A 21,487-nucleotide genomic window follows, 5' to 3' on the forward strand; every position below is an offset into this window, starting at 1 on the left:
TTCCGGCGTTCTGGTATTCCGGAACCTGCTTACGAATCAACTATACATTAAATCTGAAGTGCATAATGTCGCCATCGGCTACAACATATTCTTTGCCCTCTATACGTAGGCGCCCGGCCTCACGGCAGGCAGCCTCAGAGCCATATTTTACATAATCATCATAAGCAATTACCTCCGCTTTAATAAACCCTTTCTCAAAGTCGGTATGTATTACACTAGCCGCCTGCGGGGCTTTCCAGCCTTCCTGAATCGTCCAGGCTCTTACCTCCTGTACACCTGCAGTAAAATAAGTACGCAAAGTAAGTAATTTGTAAGCAGACCTTATCAGCCTGTTCAAACCAGGTTCTTTCAGACCATATTCGTCCAGAAACATGGCTTTATCGTCAGGATCTTCCATTTCTGTAATCTGCGCTTCAATAGAGTTGTTCAGCACAATCATCTGGGCGTTTTCGGCATCTGCTACCTTCTGAAGTATCTCAGAAAACTTATTGCCGGTGTGCATAGATGCTTCGTCAACATTGGCCACATACAAAACAGGCTTAATGGTAAGCAAAAACAAATCGGCAATAGCTGGTAAATCTTCTTTGGCAAGGCCTAGTCCGCGTACATTCTTACCTTGCAAAAGCCATTCCTGGCACCGCTTTAATACATCAAACTCGGCTTTTGCTTTGGCGTCTCCACCTACTCTGGCCTGCTTTTCAATCTTCTGTATTTTCTTCTCAATACTATCAAGGTCTTTCAGTTGAAGCTCGGTATCTATAATTTCCTTGTCGCCTATGGGGTTTATGTCTCCCTCATCACGAAGAATGTTATCATCTTCAAAACATCTGATTACATGTATAATGGCATCAACCTCTCTGATGTTTCCCAAAAACTTGTTACCAAGGCCTTCACCACGGCTGGCACCTTTAACAAGCCCGGCAATGTCTACAATTTCAATCTGGGTAGGCACTATCCGGTTAGGTTTTACGAGTTCGGCCAGTTTGGTTAAACGGCTGTCTGGTACATCAACCAAACCCACGTTAGGGTCTATGGTACAGAAACGATAATTGCTTGCCTGTGCTTTGGCACTATTAGAAACGGCATTAAAAAGTGTTGATTTCCCAACATTGGGCAGACCCACAATTCCGGCTTGTAAAGGCATATAATTTTGTTAAACTTTTGTCTGAATAAATTTTGCGCAAAATTACTTTAAAAGCATCAGAATGGCAAAAGTAAATGCAAAAGGGAAGGATAATTTGACACAGGCCTATAATAGCAAAGCCTTTGAGAGACTCCCAAAGGCTGAATGTCTTTAACTCCCATACTCAAAAAGCAATTATCAAAAAAAAAAGAGAGAATTACAGATTCCGGTTTAGTGAAATAAAACCGAATCAGCAGCAAAAATTGATAATTGATAATTTGTCAGGAACTACTCCCATTTCAAGTCAGAGCCACCACCCGCAGCATAGTCGTCTGTCTCTTCGCCGGCTGCAGTAACCTGCTCGTTTTTGTACTGATCGAAGTCAAAATCAGGCATCAGTTCAGTTTTAATGTGATCAATTGTATCTTGCAAAGCTTCAAGGAATTTGTTAAAATCTTCTTTGTAAACAAACATCTTGCTCTTTTCAAATACAAAACCGCCATCTTTCTGAAAACGACGACTCTCGGTAATAGTCAGGTAATAGTCACTTGAACGGGTACTTCTTACATCAAAAAAATAAGTACGCTTACCCGCTCTTACACGTTTGGAGTAAATTTTGTCTCTGTCTTCTCTTTCCACAATCCTTGTTAAGTTTTAGAGGTTTAGAATGATTTTCAAATATAGGTTTTTATTATTTTATGCAAAATATTTTATTAGGATTTTCAAACAAAAATAATGTTAATTTTAATTCAAATCAGCAATTCTCAACATAAATATTTTAATTATGATTTCATTACAAAATTTTTGATTGTTTTCAGCCTTGCCGAAATTTTTGTATATATGCAGTACAAAATCAAATTTCAACCCTGAATGACCCATAAAACAGTAACCTTTCTGTGTTTACTCGTTCTGCTTAATTCTACATTGTTACAAGGCCAGGCGTCTTATCTGGGTACCGAAATGTTCGGTAAAGCATCTTTCTATGAAAATGTGTTTTACGGCAAAAAAACTGCAAACGGCGAAATTCTTAAAAAAAATATGCTTACCTGTGCACATCAGACACTTCCGTTTGGTACTATGCTTGAAGTAACCAACCTCACAAACAATAATTCGTGTATTGTAAGGGTTAATGACAGAGGGCCATTTATAAAAAAAAGAGTACTGGACCTGACACATGCCGCAGCCAGAAGGCTAAACATGTTGCACCACGGAGTAGTTAATGTTAAAATAACCATAGTAGGCCAAAACAACAAAGTGTACATTGCCAGCGCAGGCTCAATGATTAAAAGCTCTGCCGACTTGATGGTCAATGAGCCGCATGATGGCAAAGTAAAAGTGCCCATGAAACCCAGGCACAAAACTATATTAAGCAAGCCTTCAAGAGCGGCCAATAAGAAAAGAGCCATGAGAAGAAGCAAAACTGGCCATAAATAGACGGTAATTGCCCGCAGAGAAAATTTACAATATAATTGATTGAATGAGGATGAAATTATGATTGACTTAGTAAAGATACGCGAATACGGTAGCATTGAGTTTCTGGCCAAGCAGCTGGTTGAAGGATTCATTACGGGTTTGCATAAATCTCCGTTTCATGGGTTTTCAGTAGAGTTTGCTGAACACCGCCTCTATAATACTGGCGAAAGCACCCGCTATATTGACTGGAAAGTATTTGGCAAAACCGACCGCCTGTATGTAAAACGTTATGAAGAAGAAACCAACCTGAGGTGCCACCTGCTGATTGATACGTCGTCATCGATGTATTATCCTGAAAAAACCAATGGTAAAATCAATTTCAGTATTATGGCAGCCGGCGCTATTGCTTATATGCTTCAGAAACAACGTGATGCGGTAAGTTTAACTACTTTCTCTGACGAAATCGAGTTGCAGACACCCATAAAATCAACGGCCTCGCACATACACAAGCTATTTCTTGACCTTGACTCGCTTCTCCTGAAACCCAAACCGAACAAAAAGACATCGGTAGTTGATACCCTGCACGAAATTGCAGAAAAAATCCATAAGCGCTCGCTGGTAGTTATTTTCAGTGATATGTTTGACGACATTGCCAATACCGAGCGCCTATTCTCGGCCATGCAGCATTTACGCCACAATCTGCACGAGGTGCTGCTGTTTCATGTAACCGACAAGAATACTGAAGAAGACTTCAATTTTGAAGAAAGACCTTACGAGTTTATAGATCTTGAAACGGGTGAGAAGGTAAAAATACAACCGTCGCAGGTTAAAACACAGTATCAGGCTGCCATTAAAGAATTTTACCACGACCTGCGCCTGAAATGTGGCCAATATAAAATAGATTTTATTGAGGCTGATATCGCTCAGGGCTTCGACCAGATTCTTTCTGCTTTTCTGGTTAAAAGAGGTAAAATGAAGTAATTCTTTCATTGATTCTATCCATTAACTTTTAAATATCATGAATACGGGCCGGCGTTTCTTTGTAGGTACTTCTGTGTTAGGTGCAGCGTATTTAATTTACAAAAAGGTTTTCGGTGGAGACCCCATTCAATCTACATTAAGCAAAACCGAACTGGCTGACGTTTCGGTGCCTCCTATGCCGGAAGAAATTGTTCCTGACGGCACCTTTACTCTATTTGAAACCCGCTCGCTACCTTCGCTTATAAGCGGCACAAATGACATAGCGGGTAAAAATCGACTAGATTTTGAGGTTTTTCCGGATACCAACGGCCAGCCGACACCTCAATTTAACTGCCGGTTTCTCTGGGGCAACGGTGTTGAATTTCTGAATCATAGTGGCAATACGCCGCCCATAGCTCTTCAAAAAGGCCTGGCAACCGGATTCGACAACTGCTTTCTGAATACATCGAAGGGGGTTCCGGCTGAACACCGATATAAATGGGCGTTATTCAATGATTTTCTGTTCTGGCAGAATAACCACACAGAGTTGGAGAAACTGGGTGCTGAAAACTATAATGCCATTAAACATCAATCTATTGACTCTGAAGGCAGAATGGTTCCGTTTTCATACACCATGCTTGATATTGAAGCCGGTGTAACTGACTTCTCGAAAATCAGTTCTTTTCTGAAAGGCTATTACAATGCCGCCAAATCAGATAACCCCAAACACGTGGTTATCTTGTATAGTTTTGCACCCAACAAGGGCTTTACCTACTGGCAAAGCGGCTATTATTATGATGGAGACCAAGTGCCGCAAGACAAGAAATTTTTCCCTTACTCCAAGCACAGCTACAATGAGGCTAAGGCCAAGGCAGGCAATGGCATTATCAATAACTATTTCCGCGGTAAAGACCTGATGTATAACATTATGGTCAGTTATCCGAAAGTGAACCTGCCCATTACCACTCCTATGTATCAGAAAGATGCCCAGGGCCGGTTTATTGTTGATTCTAATGATGACAGAGTTCTAAGGAACGATTTTTTTGAAGAATCGCAACGCGGGGAAATTATCCGGTTTTCGGCTGCGGGCAGCAGGAATGAAATTTCTATTGATGAAGGGCACAAATTTGGCGAATACAGGCTTAAGCCGGAGCTTTACCATGCAGTTAATCAGTTTGGGGGCTATTATTCAGAAATTTTCTTCCGGCTTCAAATGCTTGCCAAAGACTGCGGCCTGGGCGATGATTTTCAGAGTATCCATGCTATTAATAACCCATACCAAACCATTGGTATTCTGAGACATGACCTGGAGTCAAATCCGTTTACGAATATCTACCGTCCCATTGACCGCATTACTTCAGAATGGCATGCGGCTTTAGTATATACACTGCTTAATAACCTATTAATATGGTCGAACGTTACAGGTGGAAATATTGGTCTTACCCAAAAAGGAGCCTGGATTAACGGCAGTTTTATACCCGGCCTGCACGTTTCTGCACCAGAGGGCAAACCTTTTGCACAGGAATACTTTGGAGACGGCGCCGGACAACCCAAAAAAGAGGGGCATTTGGGAAATTACCGGCAATGGGCTGCTAAAATGTACCAGATGCAAGCCGAAAACCGTGTTTATGGCCTTTGGCAAAAAACCGACAAAGTGCTGGCATTTGCCCACCCCGAACAGATTATTACAGGGCAGTTTCCGGCTGTGGGCCGCCTGCAGGGAAACATACTGAAACTGACAGCGGTTGAATCTAAGCTGGAAATTGGCGAAAGCTTTAAAATAACCATTAAAAACACTAAAAATAGTACGTCAATTACCAAAACTATCGCTTCAAAAGCGGTATTAAACGAGGTGGTGGTTTTACCCGCAGGTAAGTATAATGCCCAGGATATTTACCTTGAATACACAAACCCAATAAAAGGAAAACTACAAAGAGTAAACGGACGCGGAGAAACCCTATAACAGGAATTTATTTAGCGAGCGAGTCATAAATTAAACTAAACGTAAAGTATCCTTTGCCGTTGGTAAGCACAGCGCGCGAAAATGAAAAGCCAAATTTATTGAGGCGGATGTTTCCCCCAAAAGAAAGCCCTCCGGCGCTACCAAGGTTGTTTACCGCCAGTTCTTTATGACGCAGATGATTGTAACTTGCCATTAGCCTGAAGTTTTTGTGAACAAGAATTTCAGTAGCTACAACCAGGTGCCTTAGCATTTGATCGGCCACCGATATTTTTTCTGAAACTTTATTACCCTGGTTATCGTAAATATAATTGAATGAGGGGTCGTTATAGGCAATGTCAAAAACATATAAATGATGGGCAGTTAACGAAAACCTGACGGGCATGTGCGCTGGTTTAAAAGAGGCACCCAACTGTAAATCGAAAGGTATATCGGGACGGATACTTCCATAGCTCTTCACAACAAAACCAACATTTTTGGCCACAATTCCGATATTCAAGTCATATTCAGGGTGTTTAAAGGTACCACCCCAGTCGGTCAGTACAGCCATTGAATTATAAGATTCAAGCACCGACCCGACCAGCTTTGCCGATACCCCAAAAGAAATATGGCTAATACGCCGGGCATGAGTTACGCCTAAAGAAAAATCATTGGCTGAAAACACATCAGTCAGATTACCAATGGCATCCATTCCCTGAAATGAACCATAATTCAGATTTTGCAGGCTTATACCCCACTGGCTGTTTTTGAGGTTATTCTTAGAGCGGGGGGCATAATTTAAGCTGAAAAAATTACTCTGCGCCAGATACGGAGAATAATTAAACCCAATTTGCCCACCCTGCGCCGTATCCAGCAAGGCCGGGTTGGCCACATGCAGATTCAGGTCTTTATCTGAAAGCGATACATTTACACCCCCCATGGCATTTAGACGTGCATTATTGGGCAGGGTTAAAAAAGAAAAGCTGTTTTGTGCGTTTAATTCAGCACAAAAACAGCTTGCACATAAAAACAAAATAATAACAAACGGGTTAGAAAATAATATACCCCAGCTTGAAACCCAGCGCCAGATGCGGGATATTGAACCGTGCATCTTTGTAGCCAAGCCCTGAGTTATCAAACAAGCTTTTTCTTCCATAATTCCAGTAGTCTTCACCCGGCCCACTATTGTCATGATGATTGATGATGATTCTTCTTATTCCGGCGCCCACATAAAAATCAAATACAAATTTGGTGTTTTTTTTGAATTCATCACGTATTCTTAACTGATAACCTATTTTGGCCGTTAAACCCACCACAAATTTATTTACCGGATAACTGACGGTTTCGTAATAATTACAAGCGCCGTTTTCGCATTCTCTTGCAACGTTTTTACTGTAACGGTCATTTATCTGCTTATAAAAAAGTTCGTAGGCGGCGTACCTTCCGGTAAATGCCTCTTTATATTTTCTTGCTTCAATTTTGGCTCTAAAATTCTCGCGAAAATCGCTTTTAGAGCTATTAAAGCTGTTGCCCCATAAATTAGCTTTACCTGTGCCATAACCAAATTCTTCAGAAAGTGTCCAGCGTTTGCCACTCAAATTGTGTTCGGCGGCCATTTGAAAGGTGTTGTCGACATCAAACATAGCCAGTGGAGCAAACTTTACAATTAAATGTTTCTTTTGAAGTGAATCCTGTGCCAAAGACAGATTCAGAAAAAACATATTCGCGAGCAAAATGAGTATAAATTGTTTCATGATTCTGTTCTGATTACACTTAGCAGTTTCAGTTCTTGCTGGTCGGTATAGCTATATTGATAAATCCCCTGTCTTCCGGTTACTATAAGCACGTTGTTGTCGGGTATTACGTCATACGCTGAAAACTCCTGGAAATGCTTAATTAACTTCAATTCTTTGGGGTTTGACTTATCAAATACTTTAAGTCCGTTTTCGCCTTCGGTTACAAAAAGAAGGTTGCCGTCTACACCAAGGCCATGCGGGCTTTGCATCGGATAACTGCTAATCAGTTGGGGGCTGTTCATTTTTTTTATGTCTATCACATCAAGCATATTTACCCCACGGTTGCAGTTGGTTCCGCTACGCAGCGTTACAAAAGCATAATCGCCTTCCACTACAACAGGGTCACAGGCCGCAATATGGGCATAAACAGACACCTTCAAAGGGTTTTGCGGGTCCTGAATGCTGAAAATAACCATACCTGTCTGGGTACCTATAAACAGGTACTCGCCCAGCGGAAAAATGGTTTCTACCACTGTATAAAGGTTGATTTTCCGGATAAAAACAGGGTCGGCAGGGTTTGTGAGACCAAATACCCTTAGAGATTGATTATCAACCGTATATAAATAGTCTTTTGCAATGGTAAAACGGGCTGTTGACCCGCCTTTGCCAACTGTTTCGGGGCCTGTTGACATTGAATCACCCTTACAGGCATACATAAATGCCGTAAGCATAAAAAGGCAAATAATTTTATTCATGGTTACCGGCGGCATTTAGGGTTCGATAATTCTACGTATTCCCAGCCTTTTACATAGCCCTTGTTAGGATTCACACACTCAAACCAACCTGTTTCGTTCGGAAAAGAAGGAAAAGGAAAAGCTTTTTCAATGCGTTTCAAGACTTTAATTTTCTGCAAATCTGAAATATCTATGGTTACCAAATCGTCTGCATTATCTGCATAAAGTATATTGCCCTTAATAGAAATATCTTTATTGACAGGTATAGAAATAAACGCCACAGGTTTTGGACTGGCCTTGTCTGTGTTGTCAAAGATATGGATACCCTCACCGGCTTCGCCCACGTACAGATAATTACCTTTTATGTAAATTTTGCCTGGATGAGACAAACTTCTGGCCTTTTGGACTTCAATTTTTCTGGCTGATGCATAATCAATGTAAACAGGTTTATAACCCATTACTTTTTTATTTGTGTTTTCATCATCCAGGTGTGGAACACAGCCGCTTGCCAGAGCCATGACAAACAGCAGGTATAGTTTTTTCATAAAAATCTGGTTTTCAGGATGGTTTCATGAGCCTTTAAGGCCATGACAGCCACAGCTTAGGAAAGGTTGTAAAAGTTATTCAGTTTTTTTTCAGATAAGCAATTACTGCTTTTCTGATATCATTTCGAACATCGTTTTCAGGAAATGTATCATTCACTGAAATAATATCGGGGTTGGTTCTTACAAAAAAATCAAGGTTTCTCTCTTTGCCCGTAATCAGGAAATCGTTTGTTACCACTGTATATTCCTGATTCACATCCAGGGGTTTCCCGTTGATGCGCCAATCGTTTTTAGAGGCATCGTAGTTAATTCTGTCCCATTGCAGATACCCGCCACTGCCTTTGTTTTTCAGACCCGTTTCTAAAATCTGTTCCAGCAAACGCCCTCTCATCTTTATTTCTATTACTTTACCCCCAAAAGGCAAAATTCTGAGTACATCCAGCTGGGTTATTCTGCCAGACACCACATCGTCTATTCTGATAGACCCACCATTAAAAAACGCACAATCGGTTGTTCCAGGTGTGGCGGCTGTCATGGCTCTGGCTATCATATTGCCCATAGGCGCCTGTTGATTACGGACAGTAGACTCATGACCATCAAGCGGTTCTTTCAAATCAGCAATTACTTCATTTTTATTAATTCCAATGGCTTTAAAGCTGGCATCGGCAATGTCTTCCCATTTTTTCACAACTGCAGCTGTGGTGGGTTCATCAGGAATCTGATTATCAATTTTTCTTAATTCAGATTTAACTGAGGCTTTTCCTGTGGCTTTATTAAAGACAATCCGGTGTATGTATGCGGTCTTGGCGTTAGCATCGGCCTTAGCCATAATCACGTTTCCTATTTTTTCAATCATGTTGTCATGGTCATGGCCACCCATAATCAGTTTTACATCGGCCAACATACCAGCCAGCCTGATATCATCTACTTTATTAATGTGCGTAAGGCCAACCACAAAATCGCATTGGGGCTTCAGCTCCTCATACGCTTTCTTTGCCGCCTCGAAGAAATCATCGTAATAAACATACTCTTTCGGGTTTGAGGGCAACACAATACCAAACATCCCCATTTTTACCTCATCACCTTTTGCATTTTTAAAACTAAAAATTCTGGTTTTGGCAAAAGGCACCTTTACCCCTTTTACTACTTTACCAAAAGGCTCAAGTTTGCCATTAATTTGCTCCAGGGCATTGGTATTGAGCCACTCAAACCCAGACTCATTAATGCGTTCCTGTAAATCTTTCTGGTCCAGGTCAAACTCATGGTTACCAAAGCATACCCAGTCAAACCCAACGGCATTCATAACATCTACCATTTGTCTGCCTTTAATACCTTTACCTTCGTATCTGAGCGTACCGGTAACAGAAGGGCTCAGGAAATCGCCGGAAAGAACAGTAATCGTATTCGGGTTCTCTTTTAGCAGTTCCTGCCGTAAAGTAGCTACACGGGCTAAGCCGCCTATTCTGCCATTGTCAAGCGGCGAAATCTCATATACATCGTTCAGATGGAGAAAAGTAACAGCCACTTCGCCCTGTCTGGAACCAGATAAACGCGATGTATGGCATGAAAACATAATGAGCGCTATGCTCAGAAAAAGGATAATTCTTTTCATGGTAGTAGTTTTAGTCAGTCAATCAAAAAGGTTCAGACAATTGTTTTAAATGCCATTGCATACATGAAAGTGTATCAAATCAGCTTAGCAAATGTATATAAAAAGCACAACTTTTTCCAGATTCCGTTTTATAAATACCAACCGGTTTAAATCCATCAGAAAAGTTTAAGCAGAGCCTGTTAAATAACCAAAAAAAATTGTATGAAGCAGCAAAACAAATCATTTGTCTAAAAACACATTGGCAATCGGGGATTCTTCTAAGCTACTGACAATCAAACAGATAAAATAAAAAACTAAAACTTATCAAATTTTAACCAAAAGAGTTCAGCAAAAAAGCGTACCTTTGTATCCCGTAATCAAAGATATTTAGACCACATGTCAATGAACGGGCAACCCCGAAATCCGAAGTATATTTTCGTTACTGGCGGTGTAACTTCATCACTCGGTAAAGGCATTATTGCCTCTTCCTTAGCCAAACTACTACAAGCCAGAGGCTTATCAGTAACCATCCAGAAATTTGATCCGTATATCAATGTCGACCCCGGCACGCTGAATCCGTATGAGCATGGCGAATGCTATGTTACAGACGATGGCGCCGAAACAGACCTTGACCTGGGCCACTATGAGCGTTACCTGAATGTGCCTACTTCTCAGGCTAACAACGTAACTACCGGCCGCATCTATTATAATGTAATTATGAAAGAGCGGAAAGGTAATTATCTGGGTAAAACCGTACAGGTGATTCCACACATTACAGACGAAATCAAAAGAAACATTCTGCAACTAGGCGAAACCGGCAATTTTGACATTATTATTACCGAGCTGGGTGGCTGTGTGGGTGATATCGAATCTTTACCCTATGTAGAGGCTGTTCGCCAGTTGAAATGGGATTTAGGAGAAGACAACCTGCTTGTAATTCATCTTACACTGGTGCCCTATCTGCAGTCGGCTGGTGAGCTTAAAACCAAACCAACCCAGCACTCGGTTAAACAACTGCAGGAGTCTGGCGTGCAGCCTGATATTATTGTATGCAGAACCGAACACCCGCTACCGCAGGATATCAGAAGAAAAATTGCGCTTTTCTGTAACGTTGAGCAGAATTCTGTTATTGAGGCAATGGATGCTGAAACGATTTATGATGTGCCCTTGTTGATGCAGAAAGAAAAACTTGACCAGCGCGTATTGTATATGCTCGACATCTATAACGATCAGGATGCCGATATGGATGCGTGGAAGAAATTCCTGAGCCGTTTCAAGAATCCGATTGAGCAGGTAACCATTGGCCTGATTGGTAAATATGTTGAATTAAAGGATGCTTACAAGTCAATAGCGGAGTCGTTTATACATGCTGGCGCGGCCAATGAATGCAAGGTAGTGGTAGAATGGATACACTCTGAAAGCCTGACAACAGACAACATTGCTCAGAAATTTGCCGGGCTTGATGGCGTGTTGGTTGCCCCGGGCTTTGGCGAACGTGGTATTGAAGGTAAAATTGAGGCCGTAAGATATGTAAGAGAAAACAACATACCATTCTTCGGAATCTGCCTGGGTATGCAAATGGCCTGTATTGAATTTGCCAGAAACGTAATAGGCATGAAAGAGGCGCATTCAACCGAAATGGCACCTGAAACGCTTTTTCCTGTTATTGATCTGATGGAGGCACAAAAAAATGTAACCGACAAAGGTGGTACCATGCGTTTGGGGGCTTATGCCTGTAAATTGAAAGAAAAAACACTGGCACGTAAAATTTACGGCAAGGCTAATATCAGCGAGCGTCATCGCCATCGCTGGGAGTTTAACAGCAAATACCAGAAAGACTATGAAGCAGCAGGCATGGTGATATCGGGCATTAACCCGGACAGCGGCCTGGTTGAAATAGTAGAATTGCCAAACCACCCTTACTTTATTGGTGTGCAATTTCACCCGGAGCTGAAAAGTACGGTTATGAATCCGCACCCGCTTTTTGTTAATTTTGTAAAAGCGGCAATTGATTATTCTTTGAAGAAAAAACAGGTGCTCAACTAAATTAATTCTTTGAACGCCAGCGCCTTAGTGAGTGCCTAATCATTAGGATTTATTACGATTCTTTGCGACTTTTGTGCGTCAATATGAAAGTTGCGATTGCATTTTTTACGAATTTTAAATTTTTAATGGAAAAATTAATAGACAAAAACCAGATAATTGGTATTGTGTTGTTGCTGGCCATGTGGGCAGGCTATACGTATTTTATGCCTTCTCCTCCACCTCAGGAACCTAAACCTGCGGTTCCGGCAGAAGCTACAAAGGTTGTACCCAAGAATACTCAGCAAACCACCGATACAACTGCATTGAAGGCCGCTTTCGGAGACTTTGCTTCTGCCGCCACCGGAACCAGCCGCGACATAGTTGTTGAAAACGAAGATGCCCGGTTTACATTCAGCACCCTGGGTGGTAATGTAAAAGAAGTAGTTCTTAAAAAGTATTCGGCTTATGACGACTTTAAAAGTGGCAATAAAAAACCTTTGACCCTGATTGACTCCAAAAGCTCAACTATGAGCATGGAAGTACAAACCAATAAAGGTAAAATTGATTTAAAAAAGCTTTACTATGCTTCAGACAATCAATCGGCAGTTATCAAATCAGGAGACTCAACTAAAGTAGTTTTCAAACTGGCATTGGCCGAAAACCAATTTATTGAGCAGGTTTATACCATTAAAGGTACAGGCTATACGGTTGACTACGACGTTAATCTGACAGGCCTTGACGCCGTTGTTCAAAATCAGCCGGTTCGTTTTTACTGGCAGGACAACCTGAAAGTGCTTGAGCATGACATCACAGAAAACCGTAAAGCAGCCCAGATTAACTACTGGGATGCCAAAGCTGATGACTTTGACGACCTGGGTTCAAACAAAGTTGAAAGCGACGAACTAAATATTGTAGACCCTATTCAGTGGTTTTCGTTCAAACAAAAATACTTTATTACAGGTTTTGTAGCTAAGAATCAGCCGCTGGCAACACCGAAATTCAAATTAACCACACCAGAAACCAGTCTTGATATTGTAAAAACAGCCGAAGTTGAGGCTAACATACCAATGTCAGATTTAAAGACCGGCAAAGGTAATTACCGTTTCTATTTTGGCCCGAACGATTATAATCTGGTAAAAACAGTAGCCACTGGTTTTCATAGAAACGTTTATCTAGGATACGACTTCGTGAAGCCCATTAACCGTTACATTTTTGTTCCGCTGTTTAATCTGGCAGAAAGTCTGATAAGTAACTATGGTTTGCTAATCATTGTGGTTGTATTAACCATTAAGCTGGTATTAACCCCTCTTATTTATCGTTCTTATGTGAGTTCGGCAAAAATGAGAATTCTTGCACCTGAACTGAACGAAATTCGCGCGAAAGTAGGTGACGACCAGGTAAAAATGCAACAAGAGCAAATGAAGCTATACCAGCAGGTTGGTGTCAATCCGCTGAGTGGTTGTGTGCCTATGCTTTTGCAGATGCCTATTCTGATGTCGGTGTTTTTCCTGTTCCCGAATATGATTATGTTCCGTCAGAAAAATTTCCTTTGGGCATCTGACCTTTCAACTTACGACTACCCGATTAGCTGGGCGACTAACCTGCCTGTTGTTGGTAATCACATCAGTTTGTTTGTAGTGCTAATGACGGTTTCCAGTCTGGCTTTTACTTACTACAACAACCAGATAACCCCAGACCAGCCGGGCCCAATTGACATGAAGAAGTTAAGCTATGTTTTCCCGATTGTTTTCTTCTTTGTACTGAACAGTTTTCCGGCAGCGCTAAGTTTTTATTATCTTGTTTCAAACGTTATTACCATTGCGCAGCAACAAATTGTGCGCAGATTCGTTGATGAAGATAAAATACGGGAGATACTGATGAATAATAAAATAAAGTATCAGACCAACCCACAAGGTGCCAAGAAAGGCAAGTTTGCCCAGTTTATGGAAAAACAGGTAAAAATGGCCGAAGAAACCCGTAAACAGCAGGAAGAGCTGAAAAAGAAACAACAGGGTAAAAAATAAAAATTAAAGCTGGGCGCAAAACATCTTTACAGGGTTTTGCGCTCGCTTTCATATAAACTCCATTACAATGCCTATGAGAAGGACAAAAAATTTCTTCATTTTTTTATTCCTATCATATTCTGCCATAGCTCAACAACAGGCCAATCTGAATGAGAAAGATTATTTGTTGAGATATAAAAAAGCTGTGCAACTATATGCCGACCAGAAATTTAACGAAGCAAGAGATTTACTTGCCCCTCTGACCAGTAAAAAATACAATAACGCGGTTTCTCCTTACGCACATTATTATTTTGCTTCTTCTTCTTATAAGCTGAACAAGTATTATGATGCACGTATTATGTTGAGACAGCTTCTGGAGCGTTTTCCGGGCTGGAGCGAAATAGACGACGCCTACTATCTTTATGGCAATGTTGCTTTTGCCGAAAACAAACCTGAAGAAGCCCTGCAGGCTTTAAACCGTGTTAGTTCAAAGTCTTGGAAAGCCTCTATCGAGAACATGGAGTATGCGTTTCTGAGCAAGATAAAAGATTTAAGCCAGTTAAAGCAGTTGTATCAAAAGTCGCCGGATAACCCGGTGCTGGCACAACTGATTATCGATGCTATTCAGAGAAGTAAAAATGCAAGCCGAGATGACCTGGAACTGTCAGACAGGCTTACCAATCAGTTTAGCCAGAGAAACGCTGGCAGTAATTCGCCGAAAAAACCCAGGCAGAATGATGATTCTGATGCCATTAACGTGGCTGTGATGCTGCCTTTCCGGTTGTTTGAATTTGATGCCAGCAAAGCAACAAGGGCAAATCAGTATGTGTATGATTTGTATGCAGGTATGAAACTGGCTCAGGAAAAACTAGCCTCTGAACAAATCAACCTGAACTTATTTGCTTTTGACATTGAGAAAGATGCCAAGCAAATGAATCAGTTGGTAGCAAACAGAGGTTTTGGTAAGGTTGATGTTATTATAGGGCCACTATATCCGGAAGTAAACAAAATAGTAAACACGTTTGCGAAGTCGAATGATGCAGTTCAGGTGCATCCGCTTTCAAATAATCTACAGCTGGTCAGCGATGATAAGTCTGCATTTCTGGCGTCTCCGTCTTATGAAACCCAGTCGCAGAAAGCGCTTGAATACGTTGTAAACGAGAAATCAGCGCGCTCTGTCAGCATCTATTATGGTAACACCCGCAAAGACTCTACATTCGCTTATATATACCGCGACAAAGCCGTTGCCAAAGGTTTAAGCGTTGTTACAATCAGAAGATTCAACACTATTGACGACATTGATACCAAAAGAAAGGCTGATCACATCTTTGTGTCATGCAGTGACCCTACTTTGGGCCCGAAAATAATCAGTGCATTAGATAAAAAGAAAGTTTCGGCGCCGGTAGTAGCGGCATCTTCTGCATTTGATTTTGAATCATCTTCTCTAAGTATTTTCAACCGCGAGTTATTTCTTATTCAGTTAGATTATATAAACCGCGACAAAGAGGAAGTCAAAAATTTCAGAAGTGCGTTTATTAATGCACAGAACATTTCACCTTCATACTACGCTTATTGGGGTTACGATATGGTGCTGTTTTATGGTAGAATGCTAAGAATGGGTAAAAGCCGTTTCAGAGCTAATCTGGACGCCATAGATTATACCCAAGGCTACACGCTCGATGGTTTTGATTACACCAATCGCTCGCATGAAAACAAGATTGTTCCAATCGTTAAATATGAAGACGGCAAGTTTGTAGAAGTAGCACGCTGATAACACCTATCATATTTATTAAAAAGCCAATAGGATTGCTTTATACAAAAGCAGCTATTGGCTTTTTAGTTTTTAACTTTTTAAATTAAACATTCAATTATTATTGAAACTTCAATATAAACTAACTATATCATATATTTTATTTATTTCGTTTAAACATTTCTGTTAATATATTCTATTTAAATAGTAATTTCAGTACAGATAGCTTATTCAAAAAAATAAGGAGAAAGTTCTACTTTCTCCTTACCACTGTATATTCAATCATTATCAGATACCGAATGCTTCTTTTACTTTATCTATATAATCAAGTTTTTCCCAGGTAAATAACTCAACCTCAACTTGTTTTTCGCCTTCTGGTCCTTTAAAAACTTTTGTTACCCACTTAGACTCGCGACCCATGTGGCCATAAGCAGCGGTTTCAGAGTATATTGGGTTTCGTAATTTCAGACGTTGCTCAATGGCAAAAGGGCGCATATCAAATACTTTCTCAACTATTCTGGCTATTTCACCATCTGATAACTTTTTGCCGTTGGCGCCTTTAACTTTAGCTGTGCCGTAGGTATCTACATAAACACCACAAGGCTTAGCAACCCCAATGGCATAAGATACCTGCACCAGCACTTCGTCACAAACGCCGGCTGCCACCAGGTTTTTGGCAATATGGCGCGTTGCATAAGCAGCCGAACGGTCAACTTTAGACGGGTCTTTGCCTGAGAATGCCCCACCACCATGTGCACCTTTGCCGCCATAGGTATCTACAATAATCTTACGGCCTGTCAGACCGGTGTCGCCATGCGGCCCGCCGATTACAAACTTACCCGTCGGGTTAATATGGTAAGTAATCTGGTCGTTAAATAATTTACGTAAAGAAGGCTTCAATTTTGCCTTTACGCGCGGTATTACGTAACTGATAATATCTTTCCTTATTGTGGCCAGCATCGCTTCGTCAGCGGCAAAATCGTCATGTTGTGTTGACACAACGATAGTGTCTATTCTGATAGGCTTATTGTTATCGGCATATTCAATCGTAACCTGCGACTTCGCATCAGGGCGCAGATACTTGATGCGCTTGTTTTCGCGGCGAATCTCCGACAGCTCCTGCAAAATTTTGTGTGCCAGGTCTAATGCCAGCGGCATATAATTGTCGGTTTCGCGGGTGGCATAGCCAAACATCATACCCTGGTCTCCGGCACCTTGAGCATCGGCTTTTTCTTCAAAATTTCTTTCATCCGCCGAGCGGTCAACCCCACGGTTTATATCGTCAGACTGGTCATGAATAGCCGACAGGATACCGCAAGAGTTAGCCTCAAACATATACTCAGACTTGGTATAACCAATTTTTGCAATCACATTGCGCGCAATGGTTTGCACGTCAAGATAGGTTTTGGTTTTTACCTCCCCCGCCAAAACTACCTGGCCGGTGGTAACCAGCGTTTCACACGCTACTTTAGAAGAAGGGTCAAACGCCAGGAAATTATCAATAAGGGCATCAGAAATTTGGTCAGCAACTTTGTCGGGGTGTCCTTCCGAAACAGACTCGGAAGTAAATAGGTACGCCATAAATCTTGTTATTTGTTAAATGATTTTTCAAAAAGAGTATGCAAAAACTCTGTGCAGAAAGAAAAAGAAACTGTTTTTGACAAATAGAAAACGAAAGTTCTACTGCCCGCATCTTTTTACCACCGTAGTGTTTCTACTCGGTTGGGTTTCCGCATAAGGGAATTTCTTGATACTTACGCAAAATAAGCTAATTAGTGAAACAAATGCAAAAATTAATCTGCAAATATATCTATAATACTTAGTTTGTTTATCGAAATTATCTTTAAATACTTTTTTGGTTGGACAAATTATCTATTAATACCGCCCAATTGCCGATATTTTACCTTTACTTATAATTTACCGATAACCGCAGCCTATAAAAAGCAAAGAGATACTTCTAATAAAAAGCATCTCTTTATTTTGAAATTTAATAATTTCTTAAACAATTATTTGGCAAAAATCATGAATTACCCACTTTGCCATTATCTATAACCCTGCGTATGCCAACAAACCTCAGATTATAATATTTTTCTTTCAAATAACTTATAATAACGCCCTTACTGGTAGCTGAATGAATGAATCTCAGGCCATGTTCGTCAGGCTCAAGCACGATGCCTACATGAGACACCCCCTTCCTTCTGGAACTGGTCCGGAAAAAAATCAAATCGCCAGGCTTCGCCTCTTCAATGCTCATTTTATTGCCCAGCCTGTATAAATCGCGGCTTGCATGGGCAACCTGAATGCCAAAATAACCAAAAACATAATTTACAAGTCCTGAGCAATCAAATCCATGAGTAGCTTTACCGCCATATCTGTATCGGGTTCCTAATAGTTGCCTGGCAAATACCTGAATCTCATCAGTTAAACTAAGGCATTCAGAATCTGTAGATTCAGGCTGATGTGCTTCAGCCATTAAAGGGGCCTCTTGTGCATTACAAGTACATACAGCAACAAAAAAAGACAAACTCAATATGATTTTTTTCAGCATAATATTGATTGGGTTCAACAATAATCACCAGGCATTATAGAAGTCTGCTATTAAGAAAGCCAATAGCAGTAATATGCTTTGCAAATAACTCGGCGGCTTTAAACCAGCATTTATTTAATGGTGCCAGATAAACGTAAAGCCAAATATAGAACGCCTGCCACTTAAAAAAAACGTTTGTGGAAAATTATACATTAAAAAAAGTTAAAATCTTTATTAGCTTTAAAATTATGTATATCTTCGCACCATTATGAACTAAGCAATTAGTTATTTAAAACGGGAACTATCCTTTACTAAACAATTTATGAAAAAGCAATTACCTCTGCTGGCAGCTCTCCTGCTGGCTTGTAACCTCTTATTTGCCCAAAATCCGGCAAAATTCACTATCAAAGGCGTAGCGATTGACTCAGGAAATGCAGCAATGCCCTTTGCCACTGTTATGCTCTTGCAGCCCAAAGATTCTACGCTTGTCAATTTCGGACGAACCGATGAAAACGGTGCATTTGAATTTAAAAACGTAAAAAAGGCCAATTATGTTTTGAAAATCTCTTTTGTGGGATATATCCCCTTTCAGATTGATGTAAAGCCCGTAGAAGGCGCCGTGAATGACCTGGGTAACCTGAAACTTAAACCCATTGCCAAAGAACTGATGGAGGTGGTTGTAAGAACAGCCCGGGCACCCCTGAATATTAAAGGTGACACCATTGAGTACAATGCGGCCTCATTTAAGGTGCCGCCGGGGTCATCCGTTGAGGATCTGTTAAGGAAACTCCCCGGAGTACAGATTGACCAGGACGGCAACATCAAAGCACAAGGGCAGGATGTTAAAAAAGTAACGGTTGATGGCAAAAACTTTTTTGGTAATGACCCCAAAGCTGCCACCAAAAACCTTCCGGCAGATGCAATTACCAAAGTTCAGATTTTTAATGATAAATCTGAGCAGGCCAAAGCAACAGGCGTAGATGATGGAAAAAAAGAAAAGACTGTAAATCTGGAACTGAAAGAAGACTTTAAGAAAGGTGGGTTTGGTAAAATAATTGCCGGTGCAGGTACCAATGAACGTGCCGAGCTGAGAGGTAATTATAACCGATTTGATACCAAACAACAGTTTTCGGTACTGGGCCTTGGAAACAATGTTAACCAGACGGGTATATCAAGAGATGATTTTCAGGATTTCAGAGGAAGCCAGGCCAATAACTGGGGAGACGCCGCCGACTTCGGCTTCAGTAGCGGTGTGTATTACTTCTATGATAACGACACCGAAGAAAGTATCAGCATACCGGTTGGTGGTCGTAATTTCCAGGGCTTTTCAGAAAATTATGCCGGTGGTGCCAACTATAACTTTGACACCAAGAAAACCAAATTCAGCTCAAATTATTATTATAGCCAAACACAGCAACTGGTATCTAAGAAATCTCAAAGAGAGAACTTCCTGCAAAATAATGTTTCTTTCAAAAGCCAGGAAAACAGCTATCAGAACCGTATCAGCAGAAACCACAGAGTTAGCATGAGATATGAGCAGAATATTGACTCACTGAATACTTTAATTCTGATAGGCAATGGCCGTATTGGAGACGGAACAACTAAATTTAACAGTAAACAAGAGTTTTTTAGAAATGGCACAACGAAATCAAATGAAACCAATATCAACAATTTCAACGATTTCAATTCAACAGCAATTTCGTTGATTGGTATTTATCGTCATAAGTTCAAGAAAAAGGGCAAGAACTTTGCAGCCAGCCTTACCTACAATTATAACATATCAGATGGCGAGGCCCGCCAGAGCTCGGTCAATGAATTATTTGGTGCACCAGAAGGCCTGATACCGGGAAATATCAACCAGCTTAATACCACCAATAGTCCTCGTAATTTAGTAAAGGCGAGTTTGCTTTATGTTGAGCCATTATCGAAAAAATTCTTCTCTGAGACCTTCTATAACTTCAGCCTGCGCCGCGATGCCGTTGACAGAAATGTACAAACCACAGACGGCATAAGAATTGACTCGCTGAGCAATTATTACAACAACGATTTTGTGTATAACAGGCTCGGAACAAGCTTAAGGTATAATCATAAAGGAGTAAACATTTCATTTGGTGTGGCTGCGCAACAGTTCCATTTTACAGGAAATTTTGCCCGCAGCAAAAATGCGAACAATTTCCAGAAAATCAACCGTGATGTTTTTGCCTGGATACCGGCCTCAACTATTAGCATTGACCTTAAAAACAATCGATATATATGGGCAGACTACGGCAAAGAGGTTTCTGAACCATCTATAACAGACCTGCAACCAATTGTTGACAACAGTAATACTCTTTACCTGCGCGTTGGTAACCCCGATTTATTACCGATGAGTTCGCATCAGGGTTATATTGGTTATAACATGTTTAACCCTGCCAGCTTTACCAATATGTTTATTAATGTTAACTATAGTTACCGCATAAACCAGGTAATATATAACCAGACAGTAGACCCTGTAACATTGGTAACAACTGCCAAGCCAACCAATATTTCGGGCGGGCAAAATATTGGTTCTTATCTGGGCTTTGGTTTCCCAATTAAAAAGACCAAAAGTAACCTTAATTTAAGCGGTGGTACCAACATCTCTAAAAACCTTGTTTACATTAACAATGTGCTTAATACTACCACCAATAACAACTATAACATAGGTTTCAGACTTGACCTGACGCCAAGTGATAAATTCACCTTATATGCAAACGGTAATTTTGGTATTACCAATACCAAGTATTCAATTAATGATACCCAGAACCAGCAGATTTTTAACCATACGCTGGGTGGAGAAATGAATATTGCTTTGCCTGCTGGTGTTTATTTCAGTTCAAACCTTAACTATCGCATTTATAAAAACGACCGTTTTGGCTTCAACCAGCATATCCCGATTCTGTATGCATCGTTTTATAAAATTGTTGGTAAGGCTAAAAAGGCTGAAATACGCGTATCTGGCTATGACCTGCTAAAGAAAAACATAGGTATTAACCAATATGCTTCTCAGAACTTCGTTTCTCAGGAACAAACCCAGACGTTGTCGAGATACTTTATGCTAAGCTTTACTTATAATATGAGAGGTGTAAGCGCAAAGATGCGCCGCCAGGGTTGGTTCTAATT

Annotated in this window: 16 protein-coding genes and 1 riboswitch; of the genes, 7 read left to right on the forward strand and 9 right to left on the reverse strand. The window is 40.7% G+C overall.

Going from position 1 to position 21,487, the window contains the following annotated elements; genetic code table 11:
- Positions 1–40 precede the first annotated feature (40 nt).
- Both ychF and NZ848_RS15045 read right to left on the reverse strand, forming a co-directional pair.
- The gene (gene ychF / locus NZ848_RS15040) at positions 41–1,144 is read right to left on the reverse strand and encodes a redox-regulated ATPase YchF (protein WP_259016192.1); all 1,104 of its coding nucleotides are present in this window, start codon (positions 1,142–1,144) and stop codon (positions 41–43) included.
- A 267-nt stretch (positions 1,145–1,411) separates the two neighbouring features.
- Positions 1,412–1,762 carry a DUF3276 family protein gene (locus tag NZ848_RS15045; protein ID WP_101725322.1) on the reverse strand — a complete coding sequence of 117 codons (351 nt, stop codon included), beginning with the start codon at positions 1,760–1,762 and terminating at the stop codon, positions 1,412–1,414.
- A 231-nt stretch (positions 1,763–1,993) separates the two neighbouring features.
- On the opposite strand from NZ848_RS15045, the gene NZ848_RS15050 reads away from it, so the two are divergent.
- From NZ848_RS15050 to NZ848_RS15060, 3 genes are read left to right on the forward strand one after another with little or no spacing between them, the layout of a single operon-like run.
- A complete protein-coding gene (locus NZ848_RS15050) occupies positions 1,994–2,557 on the forward strand; it encodes a septal ring lytic transglycosylase RlpA family protein (protein ID WP_253533978.1) in 564 nt (187 codons plus the stop codon).
- A gap of 57 nt (positions 2,558–2,614) precedes the next feature.
- A complete protein-coding gene (locus NZ848_RS15055) occupies positions 2,615–3,517 on the forward strand; it encodes a DUF58 domain-containing protein (RefSeq protein ID WP_101725324.1) in 903 nt (300 codons plus the stop codon).
- A 37-nt stretch (positions 3,518–3,554) separates the two neighbouring features.
- On the forward strand, positions 3,555–5,459 hold the full coding sequence (locus NZ848_RS15060; RefSeq protein WP_259016196.1) for a hypothetical protein: 1,905 nt from the start codon (positions 3,555–3,557) through the stop codon (positions 5,457–5,459).
- A gap of 7 nt (positions 5,460–5,466) precedes the next feature.
- Here NZ848_RS15060 and porQ read toward each other — a convergent pair whose 3' ends face one another.
- The 5 genes from porQ to NZ848_RS15085 form a co-directional block, all read right to left on the reverse strand.
- Positions 5,467–6,546 carry a type IX secretion system protein PorQ gene (porQ, locus tag NZ848_RS15065; RefSeq protein WP_259016197.1) on the reverse strand — a complete coding sequence of 360 codons (1,080 nt, stop codon included), beginning with the start codon at positions 6,544–6,546 and terminating at the stop codon, positions 5,467–5,469.
- A complete protein-coding gene (locus NZ848_RS15070) occupies positions 6,485–7,189 on the reverse strand; it encodes a hypothetical protein (RefSeq protein ID WP_259016199.1) in 705 nt (234 codons plus the stop codon). The genes porQ and NZ848_RS15070 overlap by 62 nt, the downstream gene beginning before the upstream one ends.
- Entirely contained in the window at positions 7,186–7,926 is a 741-nt protein-coding gene (locus NZ848_RS15075; protein WP_259016201.1) for an LVIVD repeat-containing protein, read from the reverse strand. Before NZ848_RS15075 ends, NZ848_RS15070 begins: the two co-directional genes overlap by 4 nt.
- A 2-nt stretch (positions 7,927–7,928) precedes the next feature.
- Entirely contained in the window at positions 7,929–8,450 is a 522-nt protein-coding gene (locus NZ848_RS15080) for a hypothetical protein (protein ID WP_259016203.1), read from the reverse strand.
- 79 nt (positions 8,451–8,529) lie between these two features.
- Positions 8,530–10,062 carry a bifunctional metallophosphatase/5'-nucleotidase gene (locus NZ848_RS15085; RefSeq protein ID WP_259016205.1) on the reverse strand — a complete coding sequence of 511 codons (1,533 nt, stop codon included), beginning with the start codon at positions 10,060–10,062 and terminating at the stop codon, positions 8,530–8,532.
- A 375-nt stretch (positions 10,063–10,437) separates the two neighbouring features.
- Between NZ848_RS15085 and NZ848_RS15090 the strand changes: the two genes are divergently transcribed.
- The 3 genes from NZ848_RS15090 to NZ848_RS15100 all read left to right on the forward strand — a co-directional run bounded on the left by NZ848_RS15090 (position 10,438) and on the right by NZ848_RS15100 (position 15,840).
- Positions 10,438–12,087: a CTP synthase gene (locus NZ848_RS15090; RefSeq protein WP_101725331.1), complete on the forward strand. Its 1,650-nt coding sequence runs from the start codon at positions 10,438–10,440 to the stop codon at positions 12,085–12,087.
- Between the two features lie 125 nt (positions 12,088–12,212).
- Positions 12,213–14,090, forward strand: a complete 1,878-nt coding sequence (gene yidC / locus NZ848_RS15095) for a membrane protein insertase YidC (protein ID WP_253533970.1) — start codon at positions 12,213–12,215, stop codon at positions 14,088–14,090.
- 73 nt (positions 14,091–14,163) lie between these two features.
- Positions 14,164–15,840: a hypothetical protein gene (locus NZ848_RS15100; protein WP_259016207.1), complete on the forward strand. Its 1,677-nt coding sequence runs from the start codon at positions 14,164–14,166 to the stop codon at positions 15,838–15,840.
- Between the two features lie 267 nt (positions 15,841–16,107).
- Here the strand turns inward: NZ848_RS15100 and metK are convergent, their stop codons facing one another.
- Together metK and NZ848_RS15110 are read right to left on the reverse strand one after the other, a co-directional pair.
- The gene (gene metK, locus NZ848_RS15105) at positions 16,108–17,400 is read right to left on the reverse strand and encodes a methionine adenosyltransferase (RefSeq protein ID WP_253533968.1); all 1,293 of its coding nucleotides are present in this window, start codon (positions 17,398–17,400) and stop codon (positions 16,108–16,110) included.
- A 62-nt stretch (positions 17,401–17,462) separates the two neighbouring features.
- Positions 17,463–17,578: riboswitch (SAM-I-IV-variant riboswitch) on the reverse strand.
- Positions 17,579–17,839: 261 nt separating this feature from the next.
- Positions 17,840–18,292 (reverse strand): C40 family peptidase, encoded by a 453-nt coding sequence (locus NZ848_RS15110; RefSeq protein WP_253533965.1) that lies wholly within the window; start codon positions 18,290–18,292, stop codon positions 17,840–17,842.
- Positions 18,293–18,668: 376 nt separating this feature from the next.
- Between NZ848_RS15110 and NZ848_RS15115 the strand changes: the two genes are divergently transcribed.
- Complete coding sequence (locus NZ848_RS15115) at positions 18,669–21,485, forward strand: TonB-dependent receptor (protein WP_259016209.1); 2,817 nt, start codon at positions 18,669–18,671, stop codon at positions 21,483–21,485.
- Positions 21,486–21,487: the final 2 nt, after the last annotated feature.

The sequence above is a fragment of the Emticicia fluvialis genome (genome assembly GCF_024793945.1).
Lineage (GTDB): Bacteria > Bacteroidota > Bacteroidia > Cytophagales > Spirosomataceae > Emticicia > Emticicia fluvialis.

Coding starts and splice junctions, on each gene's coding strand:
- ychF (WP_259016192.1), bottom strand. CDS start 1,144: ATGCCTTTACAAGCCGGAATTGTGGGTCTGCCCAATGTTGGGAAATCA.
- NZ848_RS15050 (WP_253533978.1), top strand. CDS start 1,994: ATGACCCATAAAACAGTAACCTTTCTGTGTTTACTCGTTCTGCTTAAT.
- NZ848_RS15055 (WP_101725324.1), top strand. CDS start 2,615: ATGATTGACTTAGTAAAGATACGCGAATACGGTAGCATTGAGTTTCTG.
- NZ848_RS15060 (WP_259016196.1), top strand. CDS start 3,555: ATGAATACGGGCCGGCGTTTCTTTGTAGGTACTTCTGTGTTAGGTGCA.
- porQ (WP_259016197.1), bottom strand. CDS start 6,546: ATGCACGGTTCAATATCCCGCATCTGGCGCTGGGTTTCAAGCTGGGGT.
- NZ848_RS15070 (WP_259016199.1), bottom strand. CDS start 7,189: ATGAAACAATTTATACTCATTTTGCTCGCGAATATGTTTTTTCTGAAT.
- NZ848_RS15075 (WP_259016201.1), bottom strand. CDS start 7,926: ATGAATAAAATTATTTGCCTTTTTATGCTTACGGCATTTATGTATGCC.
- NZ848_RS15080 (WP_259016203.1), bottom strand. CDS start 8,450: ATGAAAAAACTATACCTGCTGTTTGTCATGGCTCTGGCAAGCGGCTGT.
- NZ848_RS15085 (WP_259016205.1), bottom strand. CDS start 10,062: ATGAAAAGAATTATCCTTTTTCTGAGCATAGCGCTCATTATGTTTTCA.
- NZ848_RS15090 (WP_101725331.1), top strand. CDS start 10,438: ATGTCAATGAACGGGCAACCCCGAAATCCGAAGTATATTTTCGTTACT.
- yidC (WP_253533970.1), top strand. CDS start 12,213: ATGGAAAAATTAATAGACAAAAACCAGATAATTGGTATTGTGTTGTTG.
- NZ848_RS15100 (WP_259016207.1), top strand. CDS start 14,164: ATGAGAAGGACAAAAAATTTCTTCATTTTTTTATTCCTATCATATTCT.
- metK (WP_253533968.1), bottom strand. CDS start 17,400: ATGGCGTACCTATTTACTTCCGAGTCTGTTTCGGAAGGACACCCCGAC.
- NZ848_RS15110 (WP_253533965.1), bottom strand. CDS start 18,292: ATGGCTGAAGCACATCAGCCTGAATCTACAGATTCTGAATGCCTTAGT.
- NZ848_RS15115 (WP_259016209.1), top strand. CDS start 18,669: ATGAAAAAGCAATTACCTCTGCTGGCAGCTCTCCTGCTGGCTTGTAAC.